General features: G+C 65.6%; 22 protein-coding genes. 6 read left to right on the forward strand and 16 right to left on the reverse strand.

The genetic code is table 11. From position 1 onward, the window contains the following. Positions 1 to 6 precede the first annotated feature (6 nt). From istA to ACX1D1_RS07410, 11 genes are all read right to left on the reverse strand, one after another. Positions 7 to 1,362, reverse strand: coding sequence for an IS21 family transposase (gene istA / locus ACX1D1_RS07360; RefSeq protein ID WP_459056497.1), 1,356 nt, complete (start codon positions 1,360 to 1,362; stop codon positions 7 to 9). Between the two features lie 313 nt (positions 1,363 to 1,675). Further along, positions 1,676 to 2,758, reverse strand: a complete 1,083-nt coding sequence (locus tag ACX1D1_RS07365) for a glycosyltransferase (protein ID WP_459056498.1) — start codon at positions 2,756 to 2,758, stop codon at positions 1,676 to 1,678. Between the two features lie 303 nt (positions 2,759 to 3,061). Then, a complete protein-coding gene (locus tag ACX1D1_RS07370) occupies positions 3,062 to 4,351 on the reverse strand; it encodes a nucleotide sugar dehydrogenase (protein ID WP_459056499.1) in 1,290 nt (429 codons plus the stop codon). 166 nt (positions 4,352 to 4,517) lie between these two features. After that, positions 4,518 to 5,618, reverse strand: a complete 1,101-nt coding sequence (gene wecB, locus ACX1D1_RS07375; RefSeq protein WP_459056500.1) for a non-hydrolyzing UDP-N-acetylglucosamine 2-epimerase — start codon at positions 5,616 to 5,618, stop codon at positions 4,518 to 4,520. 12 nt (positions 5,619 to 5,630) lie between these two features. Further along, a complete protein-coding gene (locus ACX1D1_RS07380; RefSeq protein ID WP_459056502.1) occupies positions 5,631 to 6,725 on the reverse strand; it encodes a polysaccharide biosynthesis C-terminal domain-containing protein in 1,095 nt (364 codons plus the stop codon). A 47-nt stretch (positions 6,726 to 6,772) separates the two neighbouring features. Beyond that, the gene (locus ACX1D1_RS07385) at positions 6,773 to 7,798 is read right to left on the reverse strand and encodes a polysaccharide biosynthesis protein (RefSeq protein WP_459056503.1); all 1,026 of its coding nucleotides are present in this window, start codon (positions 7,796 to 7,798) and stop codon (positions 6,773 to 6,775) included. Next, complete coding sequence (locus ACX1D1_RS07390; protein WP_459056504.1) at positions 7,799 to 9,031, reverse strand: glycosyltransferase family 4 protein; 1,233 nt, start codon at positions 9,029 to 9,031, stop codon at positions 7,799 to 7,801. Positions 9,032 to 9,085: 54 nt separating this feature from the next. Then, positions 9,086 to 9,733 (reverse strand): acetyltransferase, encoded by a 648-nt coding sequence (locus ACX1D1_RS07395; protein WP_459056505.1) that lies wholly within the window; start codon positions 9,731 to 9,733, stop codon positions 9,086 to 9,088. Then, positions 9,726 to 10,361, reverse strand: a complete 636-nt coding sequence (locus ACX1D1_RS07400) for a sugar transferase (protein WP_459056506.1) — start codon at positions 10,359 to 10,361, stop codon at positions 9,726 to 9,728. The genes ACX1D1_RS07395 and ACX1D1_RS07400 overlap by 8 nt, the downstream gene beginning before the upstream one ends. Then, complete coding sequence (locus ACX1D1_RS07405; RefSeq protein WP_459056507.1) at positions 10,342 to 11,499, reverse strand: DegT/DnrJ/EryC1/StrS family aminotransferase; 1,158 nt, start codon at positions 11,497 to 11,499, stop codon at positions 10,342 to 10,344. The genes ACX1D1_RS07400 and ACX1D1_RS07405 overlap by 20 nt, the downstream gene beginning before the upstream one ends. Further along, complete coding sequence (locus tag ACX1D1_RS07410; protein ID WP_459056556.1) at positions 11,496 to 11,741, reverse strand: polysaccharide biosynthesis protein; 246 nt, start codon at positions 11,739 to 11,741, stop codon at positions 11,496 to 11,498. The genes ACX1D1_RS07405 and ACX1D1_RS07410 overlap by 4 nt, the downstream gene beginning before the upstream one ends. On the opposite strand from ACX1D1_RS07410, the gene ACX1D1_RS07415 reads away from it, so the two are divergent. Beyond that, positions 11,637 to 11,864, forward strand: coding sequence for a hypothetical protein (locus ACX1D1_RS07415; RefSeq protein WP_459056616.1), 228 nt, complete (start codon positions 11,637 to 11,639; stop codon positions 11,862 to 11,864). The two genes, ACX1D1_RS07410 and ACX1D1_RS07415, sit on opposite strands and share 105 nt — an antisense overlap. 305 nt (positions 11,865 to 12,169) lie before the next feature. Here the strand turns inward: ACX1D1_RS07415 and ACX1D1_RS07420 are convergent, their stop codons facing one another. Continuing rightward, entirely contained in the window at positions 12,170 to 13,108 is a 939-nt protein-coding gene (locus tag ACX1D1_RS07420) for a sunset domain-containing protein (RefSeq protein WP_459056508.1), read from the reverse strand. Between the two features lie 305 nt (positions 13,109 to 13,413). Between ACX1D1_RS07420 and ACX1D1_RS07425 the strand changes: the two genes are divergently transcribed. Both ACX1D1_RS07425 and ACX1D1_RS07430 read left to right on the forward strand, forming a co-directional pair. Next, positions 13,414 to 14,865, forward strand: coding sequence for a MauE/DoxX family redox-associated membrane protein (locus tag ACX1D1_RS07425; RefSeq protein ID WP_459056509.1), 1,452 nt, complete (start codon positions 13,414 to 13,416; stop codon positions 14,863 to 14,865). A gap of 58 nt (positions 14,866 to 14,923) precedes the next feature. After that, positions 14,924 to 15,433, forward strand: a complete 510-nt coding sequence (locus tag ACX1D1_RS07430; RefSeq protein WP_459056510.1) for a peptidylprolyl isomerase — start codon at positions 14,924 to 14,926, stop codon at positions 15,431 to 15,433. Positions 15,434 to 15,762: 329 nt separating this feature from the next. Here ACX1D1_RS07430 and ACX1D1_RS07435 read toward each other — a convergent pair whose 3' ends face one another. Continuing rightward, entirely contained in the window at positions 15,763 to 17,865 is a 2,103-nt protein-coding gene (locus ACX1D1_RS07435; RefSeq protein ID WP_459056511.1) for a nuclease-related domain-containing DEAD/DEAH box helicase, read from the reverse strand. 450 nt (positions 17,866 to 18,315) lie between these two features. On the opposite strand from ACX1D1_RS07435, the gene ACX1D1_RS07440 reads away from it, so the two are divergent. Beyond that, on the forward strand, positions 18,316 to 18,801 hold the full coding sequence (locus tag ACX1D1_RS07440) for a UPF0158 family protein (RefSeq protein WP_459056512.1): 486 nt from the start codon (positions 18,316 to 18,318) through the stop codon (positions 18,799 to 18,801). 159 nt (positions 18,802 to 18,960) lie between these two features. Here the strand turns inward: ACX1D1_RS07440 and ACX1D1_RS07445 are convergent, their stop codons facing one another. From ACX1D1_RS07445 to ACX1D1_RS07455, 3 genes are read right to left on the reverse strand one after another with little or no spacing between them, the layout of a single operon-like run. Beyond that, on the reverse strand, positions 18,961 to 19,716 hold the full coding sequence (locus ACX1D1_RS07445; protein ID WP_459056513.1) for an ABC transporter permease: 756 nt from the start codon (positions 19,714 to 19,716) through the stop codon (positions 18,961 to 18,963). Next, positions 19,713 to 20,645: an ABC transporter ATP-binding protein gene (locus ACX1D1_RS07450; protein WP_459056515.1), complete on the reverse strand. Its 933-nt coding sequence runs from the start codon at positions 20,643 to 20,645 to the stop codon at positions 19,713 to 19,715. The genes ACX1D1_RS07445 and ACX1D1_RS07450 overlap by 4 nt, the downstream gene beginning before the upstream one ends. After that, a complete protein-coding gene (locus ACX1D1_RS07455; protein ID WP_459056516.1) occupies positions 20,642 to 20,986 on the reverse strand; it encodes a PLD nuclease N-terminal domain-containing protein in 345 nt (114 codons plus the stop codon). Before ACX1D1_RS07455 ends, ACX1D1_RS07450 begins: the two co-directional genes overlap by 4 nt. A gap of 183 nt (positions 20,987 to 21,169) precedes the next feature. Between ACX1D1_RS07455 and ACX1D1_RS07460 the strand changes: the two genes are divergently transcribed. Together ACX1D1_RS07460 and ACX1D1_RS07465 are read left to right on the forward strand one after the other, a co-directional pair. Beyond that, complete coding sequence (locus ACX1D1_RS07460) at positions 21,170 to 21,904, forward strand: hypothetical protein (RefSeq protein ID WP_459056517.1); 735 nt, start codon at positions 21,170 to 21,172, stop codon at positions 21,902 to 21,904. After that, complete coding sequence (locus ACX1D1_RS07465; protein ID WP_459056518.1) at positions 21,901 to 22,545, forward strand: RES family NAD+ phosphorylase; 645 nt, start codon at positions 21,901 to 21,903, stop codon at positions 22,543 to 22,545. The genes ACX1D1_RS07460 and ACX1D1_RS07465 overlap by 4 nt, the downstream gene beginning before the upstream one ends. The last annotated feature ends 65 nt before the right edge of the window (positions 22,546 to 22,610 follow it).

Raw genomic sequence — 22,610 nt, forward strand, 5'->3', positions numbered from 1 at the left:
CCACGCTCAGGTACGAAGAGCCGACATCACCCCCAGGCATGACCGGTAGGACTGCTCGACGATCTTGCGTGAGCCGAGGATCGCGCGGATCGCGGCCTGCGTGTTCGGTCCGACGGTCGCGGCCCACTGCTCGAAGCGTTCCGGTGACCAGTCCACCAGCCGGCTCGCGTGCGAGGCCGGCATGTGTGCGGGCAGGGTCGAGTAGCGGCCCCTGACCCCCTTGAACCGCGGATGGGACGCGACGCGTTCGACACCGTCGAAGGCCTCCACGATGCTGGAGGTGACCCGGACATCCAGCGATTCACCGATCAGCCTCGCGGGGACCGAGTAGAAGTTCCGGTCAACCTGGACGTGATAGTTCGGCCCCACTTTCGCCTTGCGGAGATCGGCCAGCTCGAATCCGATCGGCGGCAGCGGCATCAGGAGCGGCTTCTCGTCGCGTTCGAACACCACCACCCGGGAGTCCTCCCGTTTCTGGAACGGGCGGGCGTTGATCGCGGCGACCTGGTCGAAGATGGCCTCGTTCAGCTCCGCCAACCCGACGAACTGACGGTTGCGCAGTATCGCGGCGACCTGTCCTGCGACGAACCGGACGCTGCCTTCGACCACTGGCTTGTCGCGGGGACGTTTCACGCGGGCCGGGATGATCGCGGTGCCGTAATGCTCCGCCAACTGGGCGTAGGCCGGGTTCAACGCCGGCTCGTACCGGTCCGCCCGCGAGACCCCCGTGCGGAGGTTGTCAGGCACCAGCAGACGACCCGCGCCCCCGAACTGCTCGAACGCATGCACGTGGCCCTCGATCCACGACGACAGCGTCATGTCGGTGAATGCCTCCACATAGGTGTAGGCGCTGAACGACAACGCCGCCACGAACACCCACGCCTGGGTCGGGGTCCCGCTCAGCGGGTCCGCGAACCACATCGGGTCCCCGGCCCAGTCGACCTCGACCGACTCCCCGGGGCTGCGCTGGATCCGCATCGACGCCCCCGTCGACTTAATCCAGCGGCGGTACTGTTCGTTGAAGAACGAATACTGGTACGGCACCTCGCCCGTCGAGCGGCACTTCGCCACGTACTCGTTCCACAACACCAGCAATGTCACCGACGGCCGACCCAGCTCCCGGTGCACATACTCGAAATCTGGTGCAGCCCGCCCAGAGTCCGGCCTCACCGGCTCCGGCAGCAACAGGTGGCGGACCTCCTCAGCCCCGAGGTCCGCCACCTGCCCGAACCCGACACCAGCCGAGTCCGCCGCCGTGAACACCCCCGCCACCGTGTTACGTGAACACCCCAACGCGTCAGCGATCCCGCGCTGGCTCACCCCCTCAGCACGAAGCTGAAGAATCCTCTTGTAGTCGACCATCGAAGGCGACCCCTCTCGTCACGACCGTGCCCCAACGGCACGGACCCGACGAACGTCCCACACGCGAAACCGCGGCCGACCGCGGCGTCACCATGGCTCAGCCGTCAACGGAACACTGGCTCACCCCACAACGGAACACCGGCTCTCACCCAGCGCAATATGCAATGAAGCGACCGATGCGCGCCACCCGACTCGGGTCCACTTTCCTCTATGATCGCGGTTGATGACGTCGTCCCGCCGTGCCAGTTCGATCGGACGTTCATCGCAGGTGGCGTGCAGAGTCACTCGACAGCAGGGTAGCCTGGTTCCAACCTCAGGTCCTACCGGTTTCGGAGCTGGTCGCAATTGCGATTTCACACACGCGTTTCCAGCTTCCCTGACCTCCGGAGATCCTTTCGCTTGAGGCGACATAGCTGGTCGCGCCAGTTGCTATCGCGAACATGTGATCCGCTAGAACCACAGGATCACCCACGTCAAAGAAGCGTGCGTTCGGATACCCGCACAACACTTCGTTGGCGAAAGGGGTGTCTGCGGCAACGATGAAGGAGGAAGTGGAGGCAGCCTCAACCAACGGCAGACCGACCGTCTCGACGAACGACGGAAATACCAATACAGAGGTCGCATAGAGTCTGTGTAGTGCATCTCGGCTGACTCGGCCCAAGGGAATGACGTTCTTTATGGGGAGATCGCTCTCGAGTCTTCGCAGCTCTTCGCGAGTTAGGGTCAGCAGGACTTCAAAGTCACTGAATCCACGATTCAGAAGGATTGAACAGGCTTCGAGAAGTGTCTTATGGTCTTTATAGACTTCGGGGCTCGCGGGATACAGGAACCGCTTCCTGTTAGCGGCGGTGGGAACGTAGGGTGGAGTCTGGATGCTCCAGTCACTAGGGGGCGCTGCCACGCGAATCGTGGTATCCCCGTTGGTGATCCGCTGTAGGGCGGTACGCATCCACACTGTCTGAACAATCACAGTGTCTGCGCGCATCGCGCTCCGACGAATGAGCCAGCCGATCAGGTTCTGGTATGCCCATAGCCTCGGCGTCTCCAGGAGTCTGAATCTATGCTCGCTGAAGGGGATGGCCTGGTGGACGTAGACTGCGGAACTGCAATTGATCCTAGGCGGCAGGGTATTCTGAAGGGACAGGATCGCGTCGAAACCCCCATGTCGCAAGCGGCTGGGGGCGTCGACCCACTCAAACCACAGGCGGTGGAGCCAACTGCGCTTGACCCATGCTAGTCGTACAACGGTCACAGGCGGCGCTGTCGGTAGGCAGGGTTTACCTGTGAAGAAGGTCCACTCATGTTCAGGAAAAGCAGCAGCCGCTTGATGGATGCCCTCCAGAACGGTGAGGGCCCCCCCGACCTCCGCAGCAACAGCGATCACGGCTATCTTCATCGTACGCATCCTCGGTGCAGCAACTGTCGCAGTTCATGAACCGTCGCGTGAGCGAGAGGCTTAGCAGTCGAGCTGCATCGCCGCAGATTGTACTGAGAAGCGCTTGTGGTCATCGGCGAGCGGCACATAGGCGTCTCCCGGTATCGCTGCAGTGTGCCGGGTCGTTGACGGGGGCACGACCGGTCGCCTTCGGTCTTAGAATGGGCAAGCTGCGCAAGATGTCCCCGATGCAAAGGTGAGGAAGAAGGACCTCCACTTGCCGTAGTCGACCTGTGTTCCCCGGGATGGATCCCAAGCCCTCGGTCAAAGACGGTTGGCGATCGAGCCGGTGGCGATACCACGGGTGTCGAAGAATGCCTGAGAGGCGTCCACCAGTGCATCGACATCATAACCACGGTGCGCCTGTAATAGGCAAACCAATTCTGCCTCTTGGCAGGCGTCACTCAAGTCCCCAACCCTCTCAATCGGGCCGGATGGGAGCATCCACTGGGCCACTGCAGGGTCATGAAAAGTCACAATCGCACCTTTGTCCTGCAAGAGCAGCGCTATCGGAAGGGCAGGTGATTCGCGTTGATCCGCGATGTTCGCCTTGTAGGTAACTCCGAGCAGTAGAATCTGCGACCCCCTGAGTGCTTTCCCTCTCTCATTCAGGAGGTCGGCAATGCGCGAGACGACATAGGACGGCATAGAGTTGTTGATCTCTTGTGCCAACTCCACGAACCTGAAAGGATATCCGAGCTTGCGGCGGACCTCATAGCTCAGGTAATTGGGGTCGATTGGAATACAATGCCCACCAACTCCAGGGCCCGGATTGAATCGCATGAATCCAAAAGGCTTCGTGCTCGCGCCTTCAATGACGTTCCAAATATCCACACCGAGCTCATGACAGAATTTTGCCATTTCGTTGACCAGGGCAATGTTGACGTGACGGAAGGTGTTCTCTAGCAGCTTCGCCATCTCCGCTTCCTTCGAGCCCTTCATTTGAACGACCTCATCAACAAAGGTTGAGTAGAAGGCGATTGCCGCTCGAGTGCTGCGCTCATCCACCCCCCCCACCAATTTGGGAGTGTTCTGGATCCCGAACTCGGGGAATCCTGGGTTGACTCGTTCGGGCGAAAAGGCGAGGAGAAAATCGTCTCCGCATGTCAATCCACTCTCGTGCTCCAGTAGGGGTCGCAGTAGCTCCTCGGTGGTACCTGGGTACGTCGTAGACTCGAGGATCACTAGGCATCCGGGCGACATATTCGCGGCCACTATCCCGGCCGCCGACTCAACCATCCGCAGGTCAGGGCCTCCGTCGCCCATCGGCGTAGGAACACAGATGACATATATGTCTGCAGCATCCAGAGGCGCCTCGTCCGAAGTCGGAGTGTATCCTTTTGCCAGCATGAGACCGATGGCCTCGTCGTTGACGTCGTCTACGAGTGAGCGCGATCCCGCAAGTGCTCGGACTACCTCCGCATTGGTGTCGAAGCCAATCACTTCCCATCCGCTCCTGGTCGCTTCGAACGCGAGAGGCAACCCGACGTATCCTTGCCCTAGGATTGCGACCTTGCGTCGCTCTGGATACGTGTGAACTTCTTGCGTGCTCATTCTTCTGAATTCTCCTTGGAGCTGGCTTGCGTCAGCGATTGCGTCTGGATCGATGTGTCTGTGGTCTTGAGAGAAATGGGTCTACCGGTGAGTCGCGCCTGGAGTGTGCGCTTGCGAGATCAACGATCTTCGAGTGCAGCCGTGTGGGAGGGCAGGAAAGGACGCTTCAAGAGCGGAGTCCGGCCCATTGAGGATGAAGGCCGACAGTTGACGAGATGAATCGAACCACGCGCATGGAGGTATCGGTGACCTGGTACTCGGGCGGTATGGAATGCGACGGCCCGTCAGCCATGGCGATGTTGACGCCTCTGATTACACTCGCGGCAGTTAGGCCTGTCATGATGATGGATCCGGTGTCGAGGGCCTCCGGTCGTTCAATGGAGTCTCGAAGAGTAATGGCTGGAAAGCCAAGAATTGCGGACTCCTCGGCGATCGTCCCCGAATCCGACAGCACGCACCGCGCCATCAGCTGCAGCTTATTGTAGTCATGGAAGCCTAATGGCTTGTGGAACGTAACGCCATTGATGCTGCGGCCAGAGGCCTCCAGCCGCTTCCTCGTGCGCGGGTGGGTGGACATCAGCACTGGGAGCTGACACCCCGCGACAACGGCCTCGAGGCAGTCCAGTAGAGCCGAGAGTCGAGCGGGACTGTCGACGTTCTCCTCGCGGTGGGCGCTAACGAGGAAGTAGCCGTCCTCCACGAGGCCGAGACGCTCAAGGACGTCGGAGGCGTCGATCGTTGCGCGCTGAGCGTTGAGCACCTCGTTCATCGGCGATCCTGTCAGGAGGATGCGTCGCGGGTGCAGGCCCTCAGCGAGGAGGTTCCGTCGGGCGTGCTCCGTATAAACGAGATTGAAGTCGGCGACATGGTCGATCATGCGCCGGTTCGTCTCCTCCGGTACGTTCTCGTCGAAGCAACGGTTGCCGGCCTCCATGTGGTACACGGGAATGCGCATTCGCTTAGCCATCACGGCCGAAATGCAGCTGTTGGTGTCACCGAGCACTAGGAAGGCGTCCGGCCTCTCGGCCAACAGCACCTGCTCCATCTTGATCAGCACCTCGCCGAGAACGCGTCCGAGGCTGGACGTGTCAACTTCTAGGAAGTGGTCGGGCCTGCGCAGCCCCAGTTCCTCGAAGAAGATCTCGTTGAGCTCGTAGTCGTAGTTCTGGCCTGTGTGGACGAGCACGTGTTCGACCGTGGCGTCAAGGCGTTTGATGACCTCCGACAGGCGGATAATCTCGGGTCGGGTTCCGACCACAGTCAGCACCTTCATTTGTTATCAGATCTCCAGGATTGAGACGGGCTCCTGAATTGTGTCAGGTGCGTTCGGGTTGAACAGATCGTTGGTCCAGAAGGCCGTGTATAGCGGTTCCACGCCTGTGTTCGTGATCATGTGTGTCCACATGGTCGGCATGTCGACTGCTACGGGGTGGTCGCCGTCGACGTCGAGATCGAATACCTCGCTCGTGAAGACCCGCCGCAGGGAGATCCGCGCCTGGCCAGCAAGCACGGTGAACCGTTCGACCTTGCGGCGGTGGTAGTGATCACCACGAACGATGCCAGGTGCCGTGGTGGAGAAGGAAGACTGACCGGGCCCGCCGTGACTGCGGATCACTTCGAAGAAGGACCCTCGTTGGTCCGCATGCCTCGACAGGTGGATGGGGGCGTGTGGGTCGATCGCATAGGAGCGATACGTGTTGAACAAGTCGCGGTCAAAGGGGTCAGAGATGTCCGGTATCTCGCCCCGCTTGTAGACGCTTTCGTAGGAGAGCAACCGCCCTAGTAGGCCAGCGACCGTCTCGAACCGCTGCAGCGAGTCCTGCCGCGCCGCATCGGTTGTTCCCGTGAGCAGATCCGCTGCGTTCTGCACGTGCAGAAGGGTCAACTCCCTGTCCTGCTCGACTGTCGGCTCATTTCCCTGACTGATCAGGTGACAGAAGGTGGCGGTGACGGCGTTGTAGAAGGGTCTGCCGTGCTCACCGAAGAGGTTAGGGAGCTTGAGGTCGACGAACTCGGAGCCGGCTTCCAGCGCGGCCGCCGCCAGGACGCCTGCAGCACGTGCCTTTCCTTCTCCGTAGGCAGAGCCGTTGTCCGCCTGCGTCGAGTTGGCGAAGACGATCACTGGGGGCGGTGCCTCGGTACGACGCAGCGCAGCCGCCATCTGTTCCGCGAAACTGACGTTGCCCGCGAGGATCTCGTCTTCCGAGGCTCTATTGACCCCAGCGATATGGATGAGGCGTGGCGCCCCGTCGATGGCCTTGGTGGCCTTCGCTAGATCAAAGCCATCTCCAACGCGGACGGGAGCGACCTTGGTGCCCGTCTCAAGCAGGGCTGCGCGGGTGTGCCAACCAAGAAAGCCCCCGGCACCTGTCATCGCGACAGCTCCACCTGCTATCGGAGAGGGCGAGGTGCCGAGAACACTCACTGGTCCACCCCCAGGAGCGCCTTCATCTCGGGGAGTTGTAGTAGGAGTTCCTTCGTGTCTTCGACGGTCAGCTGTCTCGTGTTCGCGGACGTGTAATCATCGATGCGCGATGTCTCGGTCTCGCCTTCGTCGAAGTAGAGCTCGTACTGAAGAGTCCGGGCGTCCAAAGGCACACGGAAGTACGCGCCCTCGTCGGAAGCATTGACGATTTCCTCGCTGCTCAGCAGCGTCTCGTGCATCTTCTCGCCGTGACGGATGCCGATCACCCGTAGGTCCGGGTCATCATCACCGAGCAGGCTCGCAACAGCGCGGGCGAGGACCTCAACGGTAGACGCGGGCGCCTTCTTGATGAAGAGGTCGCCGGGCTGCGCTTGCGTGAAGGCGTGATCGACGAGATCCACGGAGTCTGCGAGGGACATGAGGAAGCGCGTCATCCTGGGTTCGGTGAGTGTGAGTGGCTGGCCGTCTCGGATCTGCTTGACGAACATCGGGATGACGGAGCCCCTGGAGTACATCACGTTGCCGTAGCGGGTGATGGAGACGGTCATCTCCGCCTCGGGATAGTTCCTGGCGAAGGCCTGTGCGGTCTTCTCCATGAGCGCCTTTGACATACCCATGGCATTGACGGGGTACACCGCCTTGTCGGTGCTCAGGCAAACCAGCGAGCGGACTCCCGCACGGGCTGCCTCCCTGATGACGTTGTCGCTGCCCGTGATGTTGGTCAGGACGGCCTGCTGGGGGAAGAACTCGCACGAGGGAACCTGCTTCAGCGCGGCCGCGTGGAAGACGTAGTCTGCACCGCGGACAGCCGGTGAGATGCTGCCCGCGTCACGAACGTCCCCCAGGAAGAAGCGCAGGCGCTCATCGGCAAAGCGGCGACGCATGTCGTCCTGCTTCGCCTCGTCGCGGCTGAAGATATTCACCTGACCCGCACCGCGGTCGAGCAGCTGTGAGGCCATGGTGGAGCCGAAGGAACCCGTTCCCCCAGTGATCGTGATGATCGACCCCTCGATTGAAGCCACTTACCCATCTCCTGTCTGTCTGGATGTGCTCGGCCGCGACGCGCATGCCAAGATGCGCTCAATGCTCCGGACGCCTGCAGAACGGGAGAACTGCGTCGCGTAGGCCTCCTGAGCGCGCTGGCCCATCAACACGCGGGTTGCGGAATCAGTTCTCGCGGCGTGCCGCATGGCTTGTTCCAAGGAATCCGCACTCTCCGCGTCGGCCACAACCCCGGCCTGCGACTCATGCACAATCCGGCGGACGTCCCCCTGCACAGTGGTGATGACCGGTACTCCGTGGGACAGGGCGGCCTGCAACTTGGAGGGGACGGTCCCGCGAAAGAGGGGGAGATCCTTGAGGGTGATGAGCGCGAAGTCCGCGGATTCGTAGAAGTTGGGCATGGCCTCCGCCGGTACCCTGCCCACGAACTCAACGTTGCTGCAGCCCAGTTCCTCTGCGAGCGCGCGGACCCTCGGCAGCGCCACCCCATCACCGACGACGGTCAGGTGCACATCACAGTCACGAACGCGGTGCACCGCCTCAATGACCGTCTCCAAGTCCTGCATGTCGCCGACGTTACCCGCGTACAGCAGCCTGGTTGTGCCAGTGGCCACGCTCCGCGGGGCAATCCCTGAGGCCTCGTCTGCCCAGTTGTAGACGATGTGAGTTCTGCTCGGCTGCGACCCGCGCTCCACCAGGGTCTCGACCATCGTGGGGGCGATTCCGACGACCCCAGCGGCGCGTTTGTACACGCTTCGCAGCCACGGGTTCAACACCGCGCTGGCCAATCGCGACACGAAACCTCCACCGGCGATGGACGAACCCCTGATGGAGTCCGGCCAGAGGTCCTGGACGTGGACCACATAAGGCTGGCTGCTCGGGGCGAAGCTCCACAGCCATGGGCCGAATGCCGCGGACATCTGAGTCGCGTAGACGTAGATGACGTCCGCCCCCTGTGCGAAGGAACGCGCGGATGCTGATGAGAACGCAAACGACGCGTAATTGAGCATCCTCCTGCCCGCGTTGACCGAGTGATCCGCAACCAGAGGCACGCGCAAGACCTGGACGAGGCCGTCGCGCTCCGACTTTCGCCACCGCTGCTCAAACCCGTCGTAGATCTCACCGGCAGGGTAATTCGGGAATCCAGTGAGGACCCGCACGTCGTGCCCGGCGGCGGCCAGATCCTGCGCAACAGCGCGTGGGATTGGGACGGGCTCAGGCGCGTAGTACTGAGTCAGCACAAGTACTTTCATGCGTAAAGCCCTCTCCCGGCGGCATCCTGCGGGCACGCGACGATGCTTCGGAGTTCAGTTCCAAGCACCGGGGACCCCCTTGACGATGACCGACGAGGGCACGTTCTTGGTCACCAGCGCCCCCGCGCCGATCAGCGCCCCCTCCGCGACGGTCAGCTGCTGCAAGACCGTTGCCGCTGCGCCGACCAGAACTCCTGAGGCGAGATGGACATCGCCTGAGACCACCGCGCCGGGATTCACCGAGACGAAGTCGTCGAGCTGCGAGTCGTGACCCACGGTCACGTTGGGGTTGAGGTGGACGTGCCGACCCATCCGCACGTTGGTAGAGATCACGGTGCCCGAGCAGACGACAGCGCCCTCACCGATGACGACCCGTGATCCGATGGACGCTGTCGGGTGGATCGCGGTGAACGGAGTCGCGCCGTCGTGTTCCAGTTTCTGGACCAGTATCCGCCTCACCTTCGGGCTGCCGATGCCCAGCACGAATACTTCCCCCGGCCCCCGCTGGCGAAGCCATTCGTCGACGGTTCCCAGGTACTCCACGGCCCTGTCTCGGAGACGTTGGAGGTTGATCTCCGACGGGGCGTCGTCGATCACACCGGCGATCTCGATGCAGGCTCCACCCGCCTTCATGGCCTCGAGCACGTCGAGGGACTCACGCCCGAACCCGGACGCCCCAACCACAACCACTCGCTCAGTCACTGATATCCACCACGCTTCCAATGAACTCGGGCATGGTGGCGTGACCCTCCTGGTTGATCCCTGACCTCCGGAAGACCGCCTGCACCGTCTTCAGCAGAATGCTGAGGTCCAGTGCCAGGCTCCGGTTGTCCACATACTCCACGTCGAGGCGGAACTTCTCCTCCCAGGTGAGCGCGTTTCTACCGCTGACCTGGGCCAGACCCGTGACGCCCGGGCGCACCTCGTGCCTCCGAGCTTGCCGTGGCGAATACAGCGGGAGATATCGAATGAGCAAGGGGCGTGGCCCCACCAGGCTCATGTCTCCTCTGAGAACGTTCCAGAGTGTTGGTAGCTCATCAAGGCTGGAGGCCCTCAGCACCCGACCTAGCTTGGTCAGCCGCTGTTCGTCTGTGACGTGCTCGGCGTCCTCGTGCCGCATCGTCCTGAACTTGACCAGCTCGAAGGTGACCCCATCGAGCCCGGGCCGGGTTTGTCGGAACAGCACCGGTTTGCCGTGCTTCCTCCTGACGAGGGCCGCTACCGCAAGCTGAATTGGCGACGTCAGCACCAGTGCGGCGGCGCTGAGAAGGATGTCGATGCCGCGCTTGAGAACATCATAGAAAGAGCGGTCACGAGGCAAGGCGGTCACCCGACAGGAACTTATTGACCGCGTCCGCGATACGGTCGATCTGCTCATGCCGAAGAGCAGAACCGCTGGGGAGCGAGAGGCCGGTTCGGAACATCGCCCCACTGGTCCCGTTACAAAAGGCCCGCGACACTGCGTAGACGGGTTGCAGGTGCATGGGCTTCCAAAGTGGGCGTGCCTCGATGTCCGCAACCGAGAGCGCGGCCCGGAGCTGATCGGACGTGAACCCGGCCGCATCGGGGTCGACGATCACCGACGTTAGCCAGAAGTTGTCTCGGGTGCTGCCACCATCAGCACCCGACGGTTCTCCGAACACGGTTACGCCGGGGACGTCAGCGAAAAGGTTGCGATAGCGAACGCGATGCTCTCGGCGACGATCGATCATGCCATCCAGCCTAGAGAGCTGGGCCCTGCCCAGAGCGGCGAGGATGTTCGAGAGTCGGTAGTTGTAGCCGACGTCGGTGTGCTCGTAGTGGACAAACGGCTGTCTCGCCTGGGTTGCCAGATACCGGATGTGCTTGGCCATCTCCTCGTCGTCGGTGAGCAGCGCTCCACCACCTGAGGTGGTCATGATCTTGTTGCCGTTGAAAGAAACTGCGGCAGCAACACCGAAGGATACGGACGAGCGGCCGCTCCGGGTTGCTCCGAGCGACTCGGCCGCGTCCGATAGGACTAACGCCCCGTGTCTGGCCGCGATCTCGTCGATGCGCTCGTGCTTGACGACCTTGCCGAGGAGGTCGACAGGAACGACGACCTTGACCCGTAGTCCTTCACGCTCCAGCGTGGCGAAGGCCTCTTCGAGCAGATCGGGATCCATGTTGCCCGTCTCGTCCGCGTCGACGAACACGGGCTCGGCACCCGTGTAGACGATCGCATTGGCCGTGGCCGCGAACGTGAGGCTCGAGGTTAGAACCAAGTCCCCGGGCCCGACGTCTAGCGTCAGCAGGGCGAGATGAAGCGCGGCCGTTCCAGATGACAGCGCGACAGCATGGGCCCGTCCGGTGTAGGCAGCGAGCTCATCCTCGAAGGCGTCCACTTCGGGGCCCAGGGGAGCGATCCAGCCGGAGCGCATCGCGCGCACAACGGCGTCTTCCTCCAACTGGGTCACGTCTGGGGAGGAAAGGTAGATGCGGCCTGTCATACGGACATCCTCTCGCTAGCCCCGGCTTGCGCTCTTTCGGTGTCCCGCTGTTGCCACGGACCACGACGGTCCGCGACTCCATCGTGCGGGGGTCGGGCCGTGGGGGCCTCCACGGGGCTCACCGGCTCCACCCTCACATGGCTGATGATTGGATGGGCGCTCTGGGCGCGGGCCTCTCGGTCGCTGAAGAGCACCTCGTGCATTTTCTCACCCTGGCGCAGGCCGGTGAAGTGGATCTCGATACCCTGGCCCGACACAGCAATGAGGCGCTCGGCCACATCCACGATCGTGATCGGTTGCCTGGCGCGCCGCCACACCGGCGGAAGTTTGAAGATCTGGTTCGTGAGTACCTGCGTGACGGCTAGTCGTGCAGGAATACCCCCCAGTTGTTCCCTGCTCACACCGGACAAACTACTAAACGTAGTCGCGAATCACCTATTCGGGATGGTGTGCTGAGACGCCGGTGGCGAGTTGATGAAACGGGAGGGGAGGGGAGACCGGGGCGGTTTCAGGGCTTGTCACGAATGGTTCGCGCCTTTCTGTCGATGGAGAGGTGGAGCCGCTAGAGGCTGTCAGCCGGTACGGACTCGTGCGGTTTCATGTATGACCGAAAGTTAAGGGTGGCGCCCCCCGAAATGGGAGCGCCACCCTTGTCAGCTGCGGTTATGGACTACCGCTGGGCCCTCGTGAAGCCCGCGGCCTTGGCCGCGTCCTCGGAGTTGAACCACACCTCGGCGATGGTGCGGTCGTAGCCACCGCTGCCTTCCATGTGGTACTTCTTCGAGCGCTCGTTGCCCTTGATGGTGAAGCCCTCCGGCGGCTCGGTGCCCACGTAGGCGCCCTCACCGTAGGCGGACTCGCTGGCCGCGACACCCGGCTCGTCGACCGTCACCTCGGTGGTGCCGTCGTTCGGCTGCTCCTCGGCCGCGACCTCGGAGATGCTCGCCTCGGCGGCTTCCGTCTCGGCCGGGGCCTCGGTCTCGGGCTCCTCCGCGGGCTCCACCACCTCGTCGGCCTCAGGCTCGGGGGTGGTGTCGGCGGCGAACTTCGCGGCAGTGGAGAAGGTGTCGTTGTTGTTGACGTACGCCTTCGACGGCTCGTGCGCCGTCCACCCGTCGTCCTTCGGGGCCAGGAAGTGCCGCACCGCGGCAACCGCGCCGGCGACGATGGCGCCGATGGCGAGGAACTGGAAGAACGCCTTGGTCTTCGACTTCTTCGGCTTCACCTCCAGCTCACCCTTCAGCGCCGCGACGGCAGCGCCACCACGCTTCGAGGCCTCCGCGATGGCGGGGTGCTCGGCGGCGGCGTGCAGGGCATCCTGGAGCTTCGGCAGGAGATCGTCCTCCAGCAGCTCGCGGGCAGCCTCGACGGCCGGGTTCACCTTGTCCAGCGCGTCCTTGAGGACGGGCTCCAGGTCATCCAGCCGACGTGACGCGAAGTCCGCGGAACGCACCTTGGCGTCGTGCAGGAGCGGGCCGGCCTGGTGGCGGGCCTCGTCCAACAGATCCTGGGCACGCTCAAGGCCTTCCTTGAGTGCGTGCTGTCCGTATTCGGCGGCGGCGGAAGCGGATTCCGCGGCGGCCTTCTTCAGCTCTTGTGACTTCTTCACAAGTTCCTCCCTTGTTGTGGCTCGTAATCGAGCAGTTTCTACGCTACCCGTTTGTGGGGTTCGTGCAAGGGGGTTGGGGGATTGCGTGGTCGGGTCAGCGGGAGAGGTCGCGTTTCTGAGGCTTCGAGGCCGCTTCGCGGCACCTCAGCCAGCGGGTAAGCGGCGCTTCGCGCCCGACCGGCTCAACCAGCGGACATGGGGCGCACGGCCGTGAGCCGCGAAGCGGCGCGCGCCGGCGCCACTGTACGGGCACCGCGGTGGGCTGGGCAGCGGGCCGCGGCTGTTGGCAAGGCATAATCGCCGCTGTGAGTTATCTGGTGCTGGGGAACCTGACGTGTGCCGTCCTGCTGGCGATCTCCGGGATGGCGAAGCTGGCAGCCAGGAGCGAGACCCGAGACGCCTTCCAGGCGCTCCGGCTGCCCGGGTGGCTGCGCCGCTCGCCCGCGCCGGCCCTGCTGCCCTGGGGGGAACTTCTGCTGGCCTTGGTGCTGGTGGTTGGGTCCGGCTGGGTGCTCGTCGGGGGAGCGGTGGCGTCGGTGGCGCTGTTCGCCACCTACACCGTCATCATTGCGCGGGCGCTCCGGTTCGACGAGCCGGTGCGCTGCAACTGCTTCGGCGCCCTGGGCTCGCACGACGTGTCCCCCCGGACCCTGGCCCGCAACGTCCTCTTCCTGCTGCTGGCCCTGCTCGGCTTCATGGCCGTGATCGCCGGAGAAGACGTCTACGGACTGGACGCAGACGGCTGGGGATGGCTCGCGATGTCGGCCCTCAGCGCCCTCGTCGTCACCCTGTCGCTGCTGCCCGGACCGCAGTCCGAGCAGGCAGGGGGTTCGGAGACGGGCGCGCTCGGCTTCGCGCCGAACCTCGCCCTCACCGACGTCGGGAGCGGCGACCGGGTGCGGCTCCGGGCCTTGGCCCGTGGGCACGGCGGGGTGGTGCTGCTGTTCGTGGTGTCCGGCTGCGGGGGGTGCGAGCGGGTGCTCGACCAGCTGCCCCAGTGGCTGGAGCAGGTGCCCGGGCGCGTGGTGATCCCGGTGCGGCCGTCGGGCTCCGAGCTGGACGACCCGAGGAAGGGCCTCGCCCATCTCCACGAGGACTGGGGCTCCAACGTGGCCCAGGCGCTGGGAGGCGCGTTCACCCCGTCGGCGGTGGAGCTCGACGCCACGGGCGCCGTCGTGGGTGCCCCTGTGACGGGCGAGCAGCGGGTGCGGGACCTGATCCTCCGCCCGGTGCTGGAGGCCGCTGCTGCGGCCGTGGTGGCCGAGCGGGGGCCCGCGGAGCCTGAGGCGGTGGTGCCCGAGCCCGCCGTCGTCGAGGAGGAGGACGACGGCCTCGAGGACTACGAGCGCCTTCCCATCCCCGACGGCGTGCTGCTGCGGCCCGACGGCGAGCCCATCACGCTGAGGGCGCTGGCCGGGCAGCAGGCGCAGCTGCTGGTCACCATCAACTGCCTGTGCTCGCCGGCGCGGGCCGGGATCGCCGGGATCGAGGAGTGGCAGAGCCGGCTGCCGGTGCTGCAGGTGCGGCTGGTGCCGTCCATCCGGCCCCGCGCGACGGGCACCATCCCGGCGGAGGTGGAGAAGGTGTCGCTGTACGACCACGAGGGCCTCGCGGCGAAGGCGCTGGGCGCCACCGGGCAGGTGGCGGCGGTGCTGCTGGGCGCCGACGGGATGATCGCCGGGGGACCGGTGACAGGGATCGACGAGGTGGAGCAGTTCGTGGCCGACATCGAGGCCCAGCTCCCTCCGGCGGAGTGACCCGCTTGCCCGGCTCTGACACACTGGACCCGACCAAGAAGGCAACGAAAGGACACGCGTGAGCACCGCTACGCTCCACACGAACCACGGTGACATCGTCATCGAGCTCTTCCCCGACCACGCCCCCAAGACCGTCGAGAACTTCGTCGGCCTCGCCACCGGCACCAAGGAATACGCTGACCCCGCCACGGGGAAGAAGACCACCGGCAACTTCTACGACGGTCTCACCTTCCACCGCGTCATCGATGGATTCATGATCCAGGGCGGCTGCCCGAACGGTGACGGTCGCGGCGGACCGGGCTACCAGTTCGGCGACGAGTTCCACCCCGAGTTGACGTTCAACAAGCCGTACCTGCTGGCCATGGCCAACGCCGGCCCCGGCACTAACGGCTCCCAGTTCTTCATCACCGTGGGCCCCACCCCGCACCTCAACCGTCGCCACACCATCTTCGGTGAGGTGAAGGACGCGGCCAGCCAGAAGGTTGTTGACTCGATCGCCGCCACGAAGGTTGGTCGTGGTGACAACCCGGTCGAGCCGGTTGTGATCAACTCGGTCACGGTCGCCTGACCTGATCGTCTGGAACGCCCGCCGGCTGACGCCGGCGGGCGTTTCTCATCCTCGATGGATGAGGGCCGCGAAGGGCCCCATATCGCTGGCTGAGGTGCCGCGGAGCGGCTCCCTACCGCTGGCTGAGGTGGCGCGGAGCGCCCTCGAAGCCTAAGGTGAGTGACCTTGTCAGCTCACGTTTCAGAGGCTTCGAGGCCGCTTCGCGGCACCTCAGCCAGCGAAGTGGGCCGCGGCTGCCGCGTCGAGCACCTCAGCCACGAAGTGGCGCGTCGAGCACCTCAGCCACCAAGGGGGCGCGTCGAGACTCATCAGCCCGCGGGAGGGTTTGGTCAGCTGGAGATGCCGACCCAGAGGCCGTCCCGGGCCCTCGTCATGGCGACATACAGCTCACGGCGGGTGAGGTCCCAACGTTCGCGGGCCGTGTCGTCGGCCGGTGGCTCCGTGATGGTGTGCTCGTTGCGGATGTCTGGAATGAGGACCTGCTTGAACTCCAGGCCCTTCGCGCGCTTGATGGTGCCCACCTTCACCGCGTCGACAGGGACGCCGTTGTACTTCTCCAGGTCCACGACAGGGAAGCCGGCCTGCTCGAGGGCGCGGGTCGCGTCGCGGGCCGCCCACCGCGAGATGCACAGCACCGCCACGTCGCCGATGCCGGTGCCGATGTCCGTGGTGACGGTGCGGACCCGGGCGATGAGGGCATCGTTGAGTTCGCGACGGCTGCCGCAGTGTGCGATGACGGGTTCTGCCCCCTTCCGCGGGATGCTCGAGGGCACGTCGCCGCGGGCGAGGACGCCCTCGATGTCGGCGTACTCGTCGCCGGCCACGAGGCGCTGGGCGAAGTTCACGATCTGGGCGGTGTTGCGGTAGTTGATGTCGAGCACCACGCCGCGGCCCGCGACCGAGATCCCGGCCTCGCCCAGGGTGTATCCGCCGGGGTAGATCGACTGCTGGCCGTCCCCGATCAGCGTGAACCCATCCGGCTCGTCGCCGACCAGCAGGTGCAGCATGCGGATCATGGCGCAGGACAGGTCCTGCGCCTCGTCCACGATGACCGCGGAGTACGCGCCGGTCATGGGCTCCCGGCGGAGCTCGGCCTCGGCCAGGAGGATCAGGTCCGCGTAGTCGATGATCCCGCGGCTGCGCAGCTCGGCATCGTAGGCCTCGTGGAGCCGCCACACGGCCTCACGCCCCGAGAGCTGCAGGGTGCGGCGCCGCCCGGTGCGCGCGAGATCGGCATAGTCCTCGAACCTGGTGATGCCTCGGCCCTTGAGCACGTGCTCGATCTCGTCCTCCCAGTAGCGCCGGTCCTGCGAGCTGCCGAGGACTGACGGGGCGCCGACGCGGTGCCACGCGGCGTCGAAGGCCTCCCGGGATTGGGCGGGTTCGATGCGGTGAGGGACCCCGCGCTCCCGCAGGATCCGGCGCGCGAAGGCGTGCGCACCGACGAACTCGACACGGTCCACCACCTCCGGCGCCAACCGTCGGAGCAGCTCGTGCAGAACGTCGGGCAGCGTGCGGACATACGTGGTGACCAGGATGCGCCCGGGCCGGTTGCGGGCCAGGTGCGCGGCGCGGTGCAGGCCGACGACCGTCTTGCCGGTGCCCGCCGGGCCGCGGATGCGCGACGGGCCCGGGAAGGAGCGTCGGACCAGCTTCGCCTGCTGTGGATGGAGGAAGGACATCCACTCCTCGATTGGCTGGGCGAGGATGCCCTCGAGGAGGGCATCGTTGACCTCCTCAGGGGTGAGGAGCGCGTCCTGCTGGGCCTCGTGTGGCGGGGGTGGGGTGACGGGGCTGGGGGCCGCTGGGACGACAGGCGCCGGGATGGTCACGGACACAGGCGCGGGGGCGGAGGCCTGAGGGAAGAAGCTGAGCGCGCGGCCCATCACGGTGTCGACCTGCGTGGGCGTCAGCCGATTGCCGTGGCGGGCGATCGCGCTGAGAGCGTCCCGCTCGCCGACGATGCGGATCCCGCTGACGGTGGCGTCGAGGCCGCTACGTCCAGCCATGACGACGAGGGAGCGGACCTCCCCGGGTGCGAGGCCAACCTCGGCAAGATCGGCCTGGGTGACGTCGACCAGGTCGTTGAGCATGAGGAGCTCGTCGGTGACGTCGTCGTCGCCGCGCAGGACCCGGCCGTTGTCGATGCCGACCTCCTTCCAGGCCTTCGTGTCGACGATGAAGACGCCGCCGGGGCCCACGACGACGAGATCGACCTGGGCGCGTCGGGTGCCGGGCCAGCGGCGGTCGGGCAGGAGAAAGTAGCCGAGCCCGGAGAGGGGAGCGAGGGTGCGCGCGGTCTGACGCTCCGTGGTCTCCGCGATCCCGAAGCGGCCCGCTGCGGCGCGGGCCTCGGCGGCGGCCTTGGCGTGGGCGTCGGCGAGGGCGAGTTGGCGTCGGGACTCGGCGCCGGCGGAGTCACCGGCGACCATGCGGGCACCCTCCGGTGTCGCGGCGCTGGATCACGTGAGGCCTTCGGTGCTGGGTGGGGCGGGTTGAGCGCCCTCAGTATTGCAGTGGGCGCGTGCAGCGGGTCAGTCAGGCAGCGGGAGTCAGAACTCGCGGTGCAGGTGCGCCACTTGGCTTCTCGCGCCTCAGTACAGGCAAAGGCCTCCCTACCGCTGGCTGAGGCGGCGCGGAGCGCCCTCGAAGCCTAAGAAAAGTGACCTTGTCAGCTCGCGCTTTATAGGCTTCGAGGCCGCTACGCGGCACCTCAGCCAACGAGGGGGGCTCGCCGCTGCGCGTCGAGCACCTCAACCGGCGAAGGGGGCGGGCCACCCACCGCGGCCGCAGCCGCCACCGCTGACTCCGCCGCTGAGCGGCCATGGCACCGTCACCGGGGTACCCTGAAGTGACTCGCGAGATATGGAACGGATATGGGTGTGCGACTCGCCGACTTGGCAGACGCTCTGACGATGGGCGATGACTGCCACATCTACTACGACCGGCAGGCGGACGAACTGGTCTGGGTCTTGGGCGACGAACTCTCCACCGCGGAGGACCTTCCCGAAGCCGCCGACTTGGCCGAAGCGGCCACCTACACGAACAGCGGCGACGTGGACTCCCTCAAGCTCGCCCTCCTGATACTCGAGGACGCCACCGACCGGTTCGTGCCCCTGCCGACGAAGTTCGACGTCGACGAGCACTCCATCATGGTCGACTTCACCGCGACTCTCCCAGAGTCGGAGCTGAGGCGACGGTTGTGGGACGGGTTGCACCGCGCCGGGGCGTTCCGACGGTTCAAGGATCTCGTCCACCGCCACGACCTCGCCGATGCTTGGTACCGCTACCGCGACGAGCAGTTCACCAGGATCGCCCGCAAGTGGGCAGACGCCAACAACATCACCCTCGTCGAGCAGTCCCGGTAGCGTCCGCAGCGGGCCCGCCCCCGCTGGCTGAGGTGCCGCGCAGCGGCCTCGAAGCCTACGAAGGGTGACCTTGTCAGCTCGCGTTTCATAGGCTTCGAGGCTCGTCGCTTCGCTCCTCGCACCTCAGCCAGCGGAGGGGCTCAGCCAACGAGGAAAGGGTCAGAGCTCGCGACGCTCGAAGACCTTCACCGCCGCCCACACCAGCGCCACAATGAGGAATGCCGTCGTGAGGGCGGGCCACAGAATGTCGACCGCGACGTCCGCCCCGAGCGCGACCGGGGCGTTGATCATCCCCGCGGGCGTCCAGCGCAGCATTGGGCCCCAGATCCCCGAGAGCATCAGCAGGAAGAAGAAGCCCAGACCGATGCCCGCCGCGCCGGCGCCCGAGTCCACGGCGGCCGAGCCCAGCAGCACCACCGCCACCAGCAACAGGGCGAACAGCAGCCACGCCGCCGTCGCCGCCAGCAGCGGGCCGAACGGCGCGTCGGGGAACCAGATCAGCGTCACGCCCCAGGTCGCCAGCATCCCGACCAGGGTGGCGCCGATGAGGAGGATCGCCGTCGAGACGAACTTCGAGAGCACGAAGCCCGCGCGCGACACCGGCTTGGTCAGCACCATGATGGCGGTGCCCGCCCGCTTCTCGCCGGAGATGGCGCTACCCAGCATGATGATGAGGGCGAAGCCGACGATCTGGCTGAGGTTCTTGGTCCACTGGGCGTAGGAGTCCACCCAGGTGGGGTCCGGCATCACGCCCGCGAAGATGTCGCCGCCCAGGGTGGCGAGCAGCTCAGCGGTGTAGGCGGCCGTCGGGGGTCCGGTGACGGCCGAGAACAGCAGGATCCCCGGCAGCACGAAGATCCGCCACGTGCGGAGGATCTCGCGCAGGTCCTTGGACAGGAAGGCTCGGAAGCTCATCGGTTCACCCCCACGAGGCCCACGAACACGTCCTCCAGTGAGACCTCGAGCTCGTCGAACCGGCGCAGCCCCAGCCCCAGCCCGGCGACGATGCCCGGCGCTGCCTGCCGCGCGGCCGCGAGATCGCTGACGATGACGTCGATGGCCTGATCGTCGCCAGACACGGGGGTGTGGCGGACGCACCACGGCTCGGCCGCGACCGCCGCTGTGAGCGCCTCGATGCCGTCGGTGACGGCGATGCGGACCGTCGTCGAACCGCCGTGCGAGCGACGGAGGTCGGCGACGGTGCCCTGGACGACGAGCCGGCCACGGTCGAGGACCGCCACCTGGTCGCAGATCCGCTCCACGTCTCCGAGGAGGTGGCTGGAGAACAGGACGGTGGTGCGGCCGCGGAGCGAGGCGATCATCTGCAGCACCTCCGCGCGGCCGAGGGGGTCCAGGGCCGAGGTGGGCTCGTCGAGGATCAGCAGGTCGGGTGCGTTGATGAGGGCCTGCGCGATCCCGAGGCGCTGCTTCATGCCGCGCGAGTAGCCGCCCACCGGGTTCTTGTTGCCGGCCAGGCCGGCCATCTCGAGGAGGGCGTCGGCGCGCTCGGTGAGGACCGGCGCTGCGATCCCGAAGAGGGAGCCGGCGAACCGCATGAACTCCGCGCCCGTCATCCACGGGTAGAACCCCGGCACGTCAGGCAGGAACCCGACGCGGGCATGGATGGCGTCTCGGCCGGACTCGGTGTCGTGGCCGAAGATCGTGGCGCCACCCGAGGTGGGGCGCGCCAGGCCCAGCAGGATGCGCAGCATGGTGGTCTTGCCCGCCCCGTTGGGGCCGAGGAAGCCGAACACCGACCCCTCCGGCACCGTCAGGGAGACTCCGTCGAGAGCGCGGACTTCGCCGTACTGCTTGGTGAGGCCGTCGGTCTCAACCACGTTCACCTGGGGTCCTTGTCCTCGCGTCGGCCGTAGAGGAGGTCGGCGGTGTCGGCAGCGGTGCGACTCGCCGCGTGGCGGGCACCGGGGAGCGCCTCCGGCTGGGCGGCAGCGGAGGCGTACTTGGCCTCGCTGCGCCGGACCAGGAGGAAGGTGATCGGGCCGAGGATCTGCACGAACAGGATGAGCACGAGCCAGACCCACTTGTTGGGCCTGGGCATCTGCGCGTCGGGCGTGCGGGCCCAGGCGACGACGCCCACGATGAGGAGCGCCAGCTCGATGACGATGACGACGCCGAGCAGGACGAGGACGCCGGTGGGGAGGTTGAGGAGTTGGTCGAAAGTCATGACTGGATCCTTTTGTGTTGGGAGGCGGGTGGACCCGCGGTCCATCTGGCGCCTTCGCTACTAGTCAACCGTAGTCCCAGACTTCCTCATGGATGTAGCATTGTCTCAATTGACGATGGATGCAAGGGAGTCAATGTGGCTGGTTCGCTGAGAAGTCCCCGGAGGAAGGTGCTCCGGACGAGGATGGCCGCGAAGCGGGAGCGCGGGATCGCCAGGGTGGAGGAAGTCACCGATGCGGAGCTCGTCCCCGTCACGCTCTTGCTGGAGAAATCGCATTCGGGCAAGCAGGACCGGCTGCTTCTGGTTGAGGAGGGGCAGAGTGGTCACGGCAAGGAGGTGGGGGGCGTCCTGCGCGTCACCATCGACAAGGCCGGCTCCTTCGTCCGCCTCGCCCAGGTTGACGAGACGCCCACGCCCGGGCGTGTCCGGCCGGAAGCGGTGCTTCATCGTCTCCACGATGTGCTCGTTGAGCGGGTCGGGGACGGCACCCTGACCGAAAGCGAGGCGGAAGCTGCGGTCGAAGCGTTCGCCAACCGTCTCCCCGACGACGATGACCCCACCGAGGCCCTGGGGCCCTACTTCGACACGCAAGGGCTCAGGCGGCGCTTGGGCGTCACGCGTCAGGCGCTCACAGGTCGGGTCCAGCGGAACACACTGCTCGCCGTCCCGGCTGATGACGGCGCCCTTCTCTACCCCACGTGGCAGTTCACGCCCGACCTCGAGCCGCTGGCTGGTCTGTCAGAGGTTCTGGGCGAGTTGCACCGGGTGGCGAAGGATGGCCTGTCCAAGGCCCTCTGGTTGACCACACCACAAGAGGCATTGGGGCACGTCTCCGCGGCGAACTGGCTAGACAAGGGTGGGGATCCGGCCACCGTCCTCGCGCTCGCGCATGCCGACGTCGAGAGGATGCTCCGGTGAGCCGTGAGGACATCAGCCTCGGAGACCCGCATCCCTCGACGGAACTCGCCGCGGACTTCCCCAGGTGCACGGGCGTGGATCTGAGCCGCTGGTACCGGGCCCACTCGGACGGGTACCCGGCGGAGCCAGATCGTGGTTGTTGGTGGTTCGCGTCCATTCCGCCAGGAGACGGGCGCTTCGACCTGGCGCAGCCGGAAGGGACCTGCTACTTCGCGGACAACATCGAGGCCGCTGTGCGAGAGCGGCTGGGGGAGGTGTGGGGGACGCATCCGATTCTCCCACCCGTCGCACTCGACGGCACCACCGTCTCCAGCGTCGACCTCAGGCCCTTCTGCGAGCCTGAGGACATCGCAGATACTCAAAGTGTCGAAGCCGCCGGCTACGTCACACGCGAGATCTCGGCGGGGGCTGGCTATGGGCTTACCCAACGGCATGCAGCGGCGTTCCTGGCCGCCGGGTTCAGCGCCATTGCCTACGCTCCCCGGTTCACGCCCGGCGCCGTCAATGCGCTAGCGCTCTTTGGGTCCGAGGGGCGTCCCCGCCCAAGCCGGGGGGCCGCTGAGGTGTCGGGTTGGACGGCGGAGCTGCGCACGAAAGTGCGAAGGACAGTGACCAGGGCGAGGGCCAAAGTCATCCCCTGACTGCTCGATCGGGATCGAGTCAGCAAGCGGGCATATGTTGTCGGCATCGACATGTCCGCAGGACA

Source organism: Tessaracoccus luoxuelianae (genome assembly GCF_054483915.1).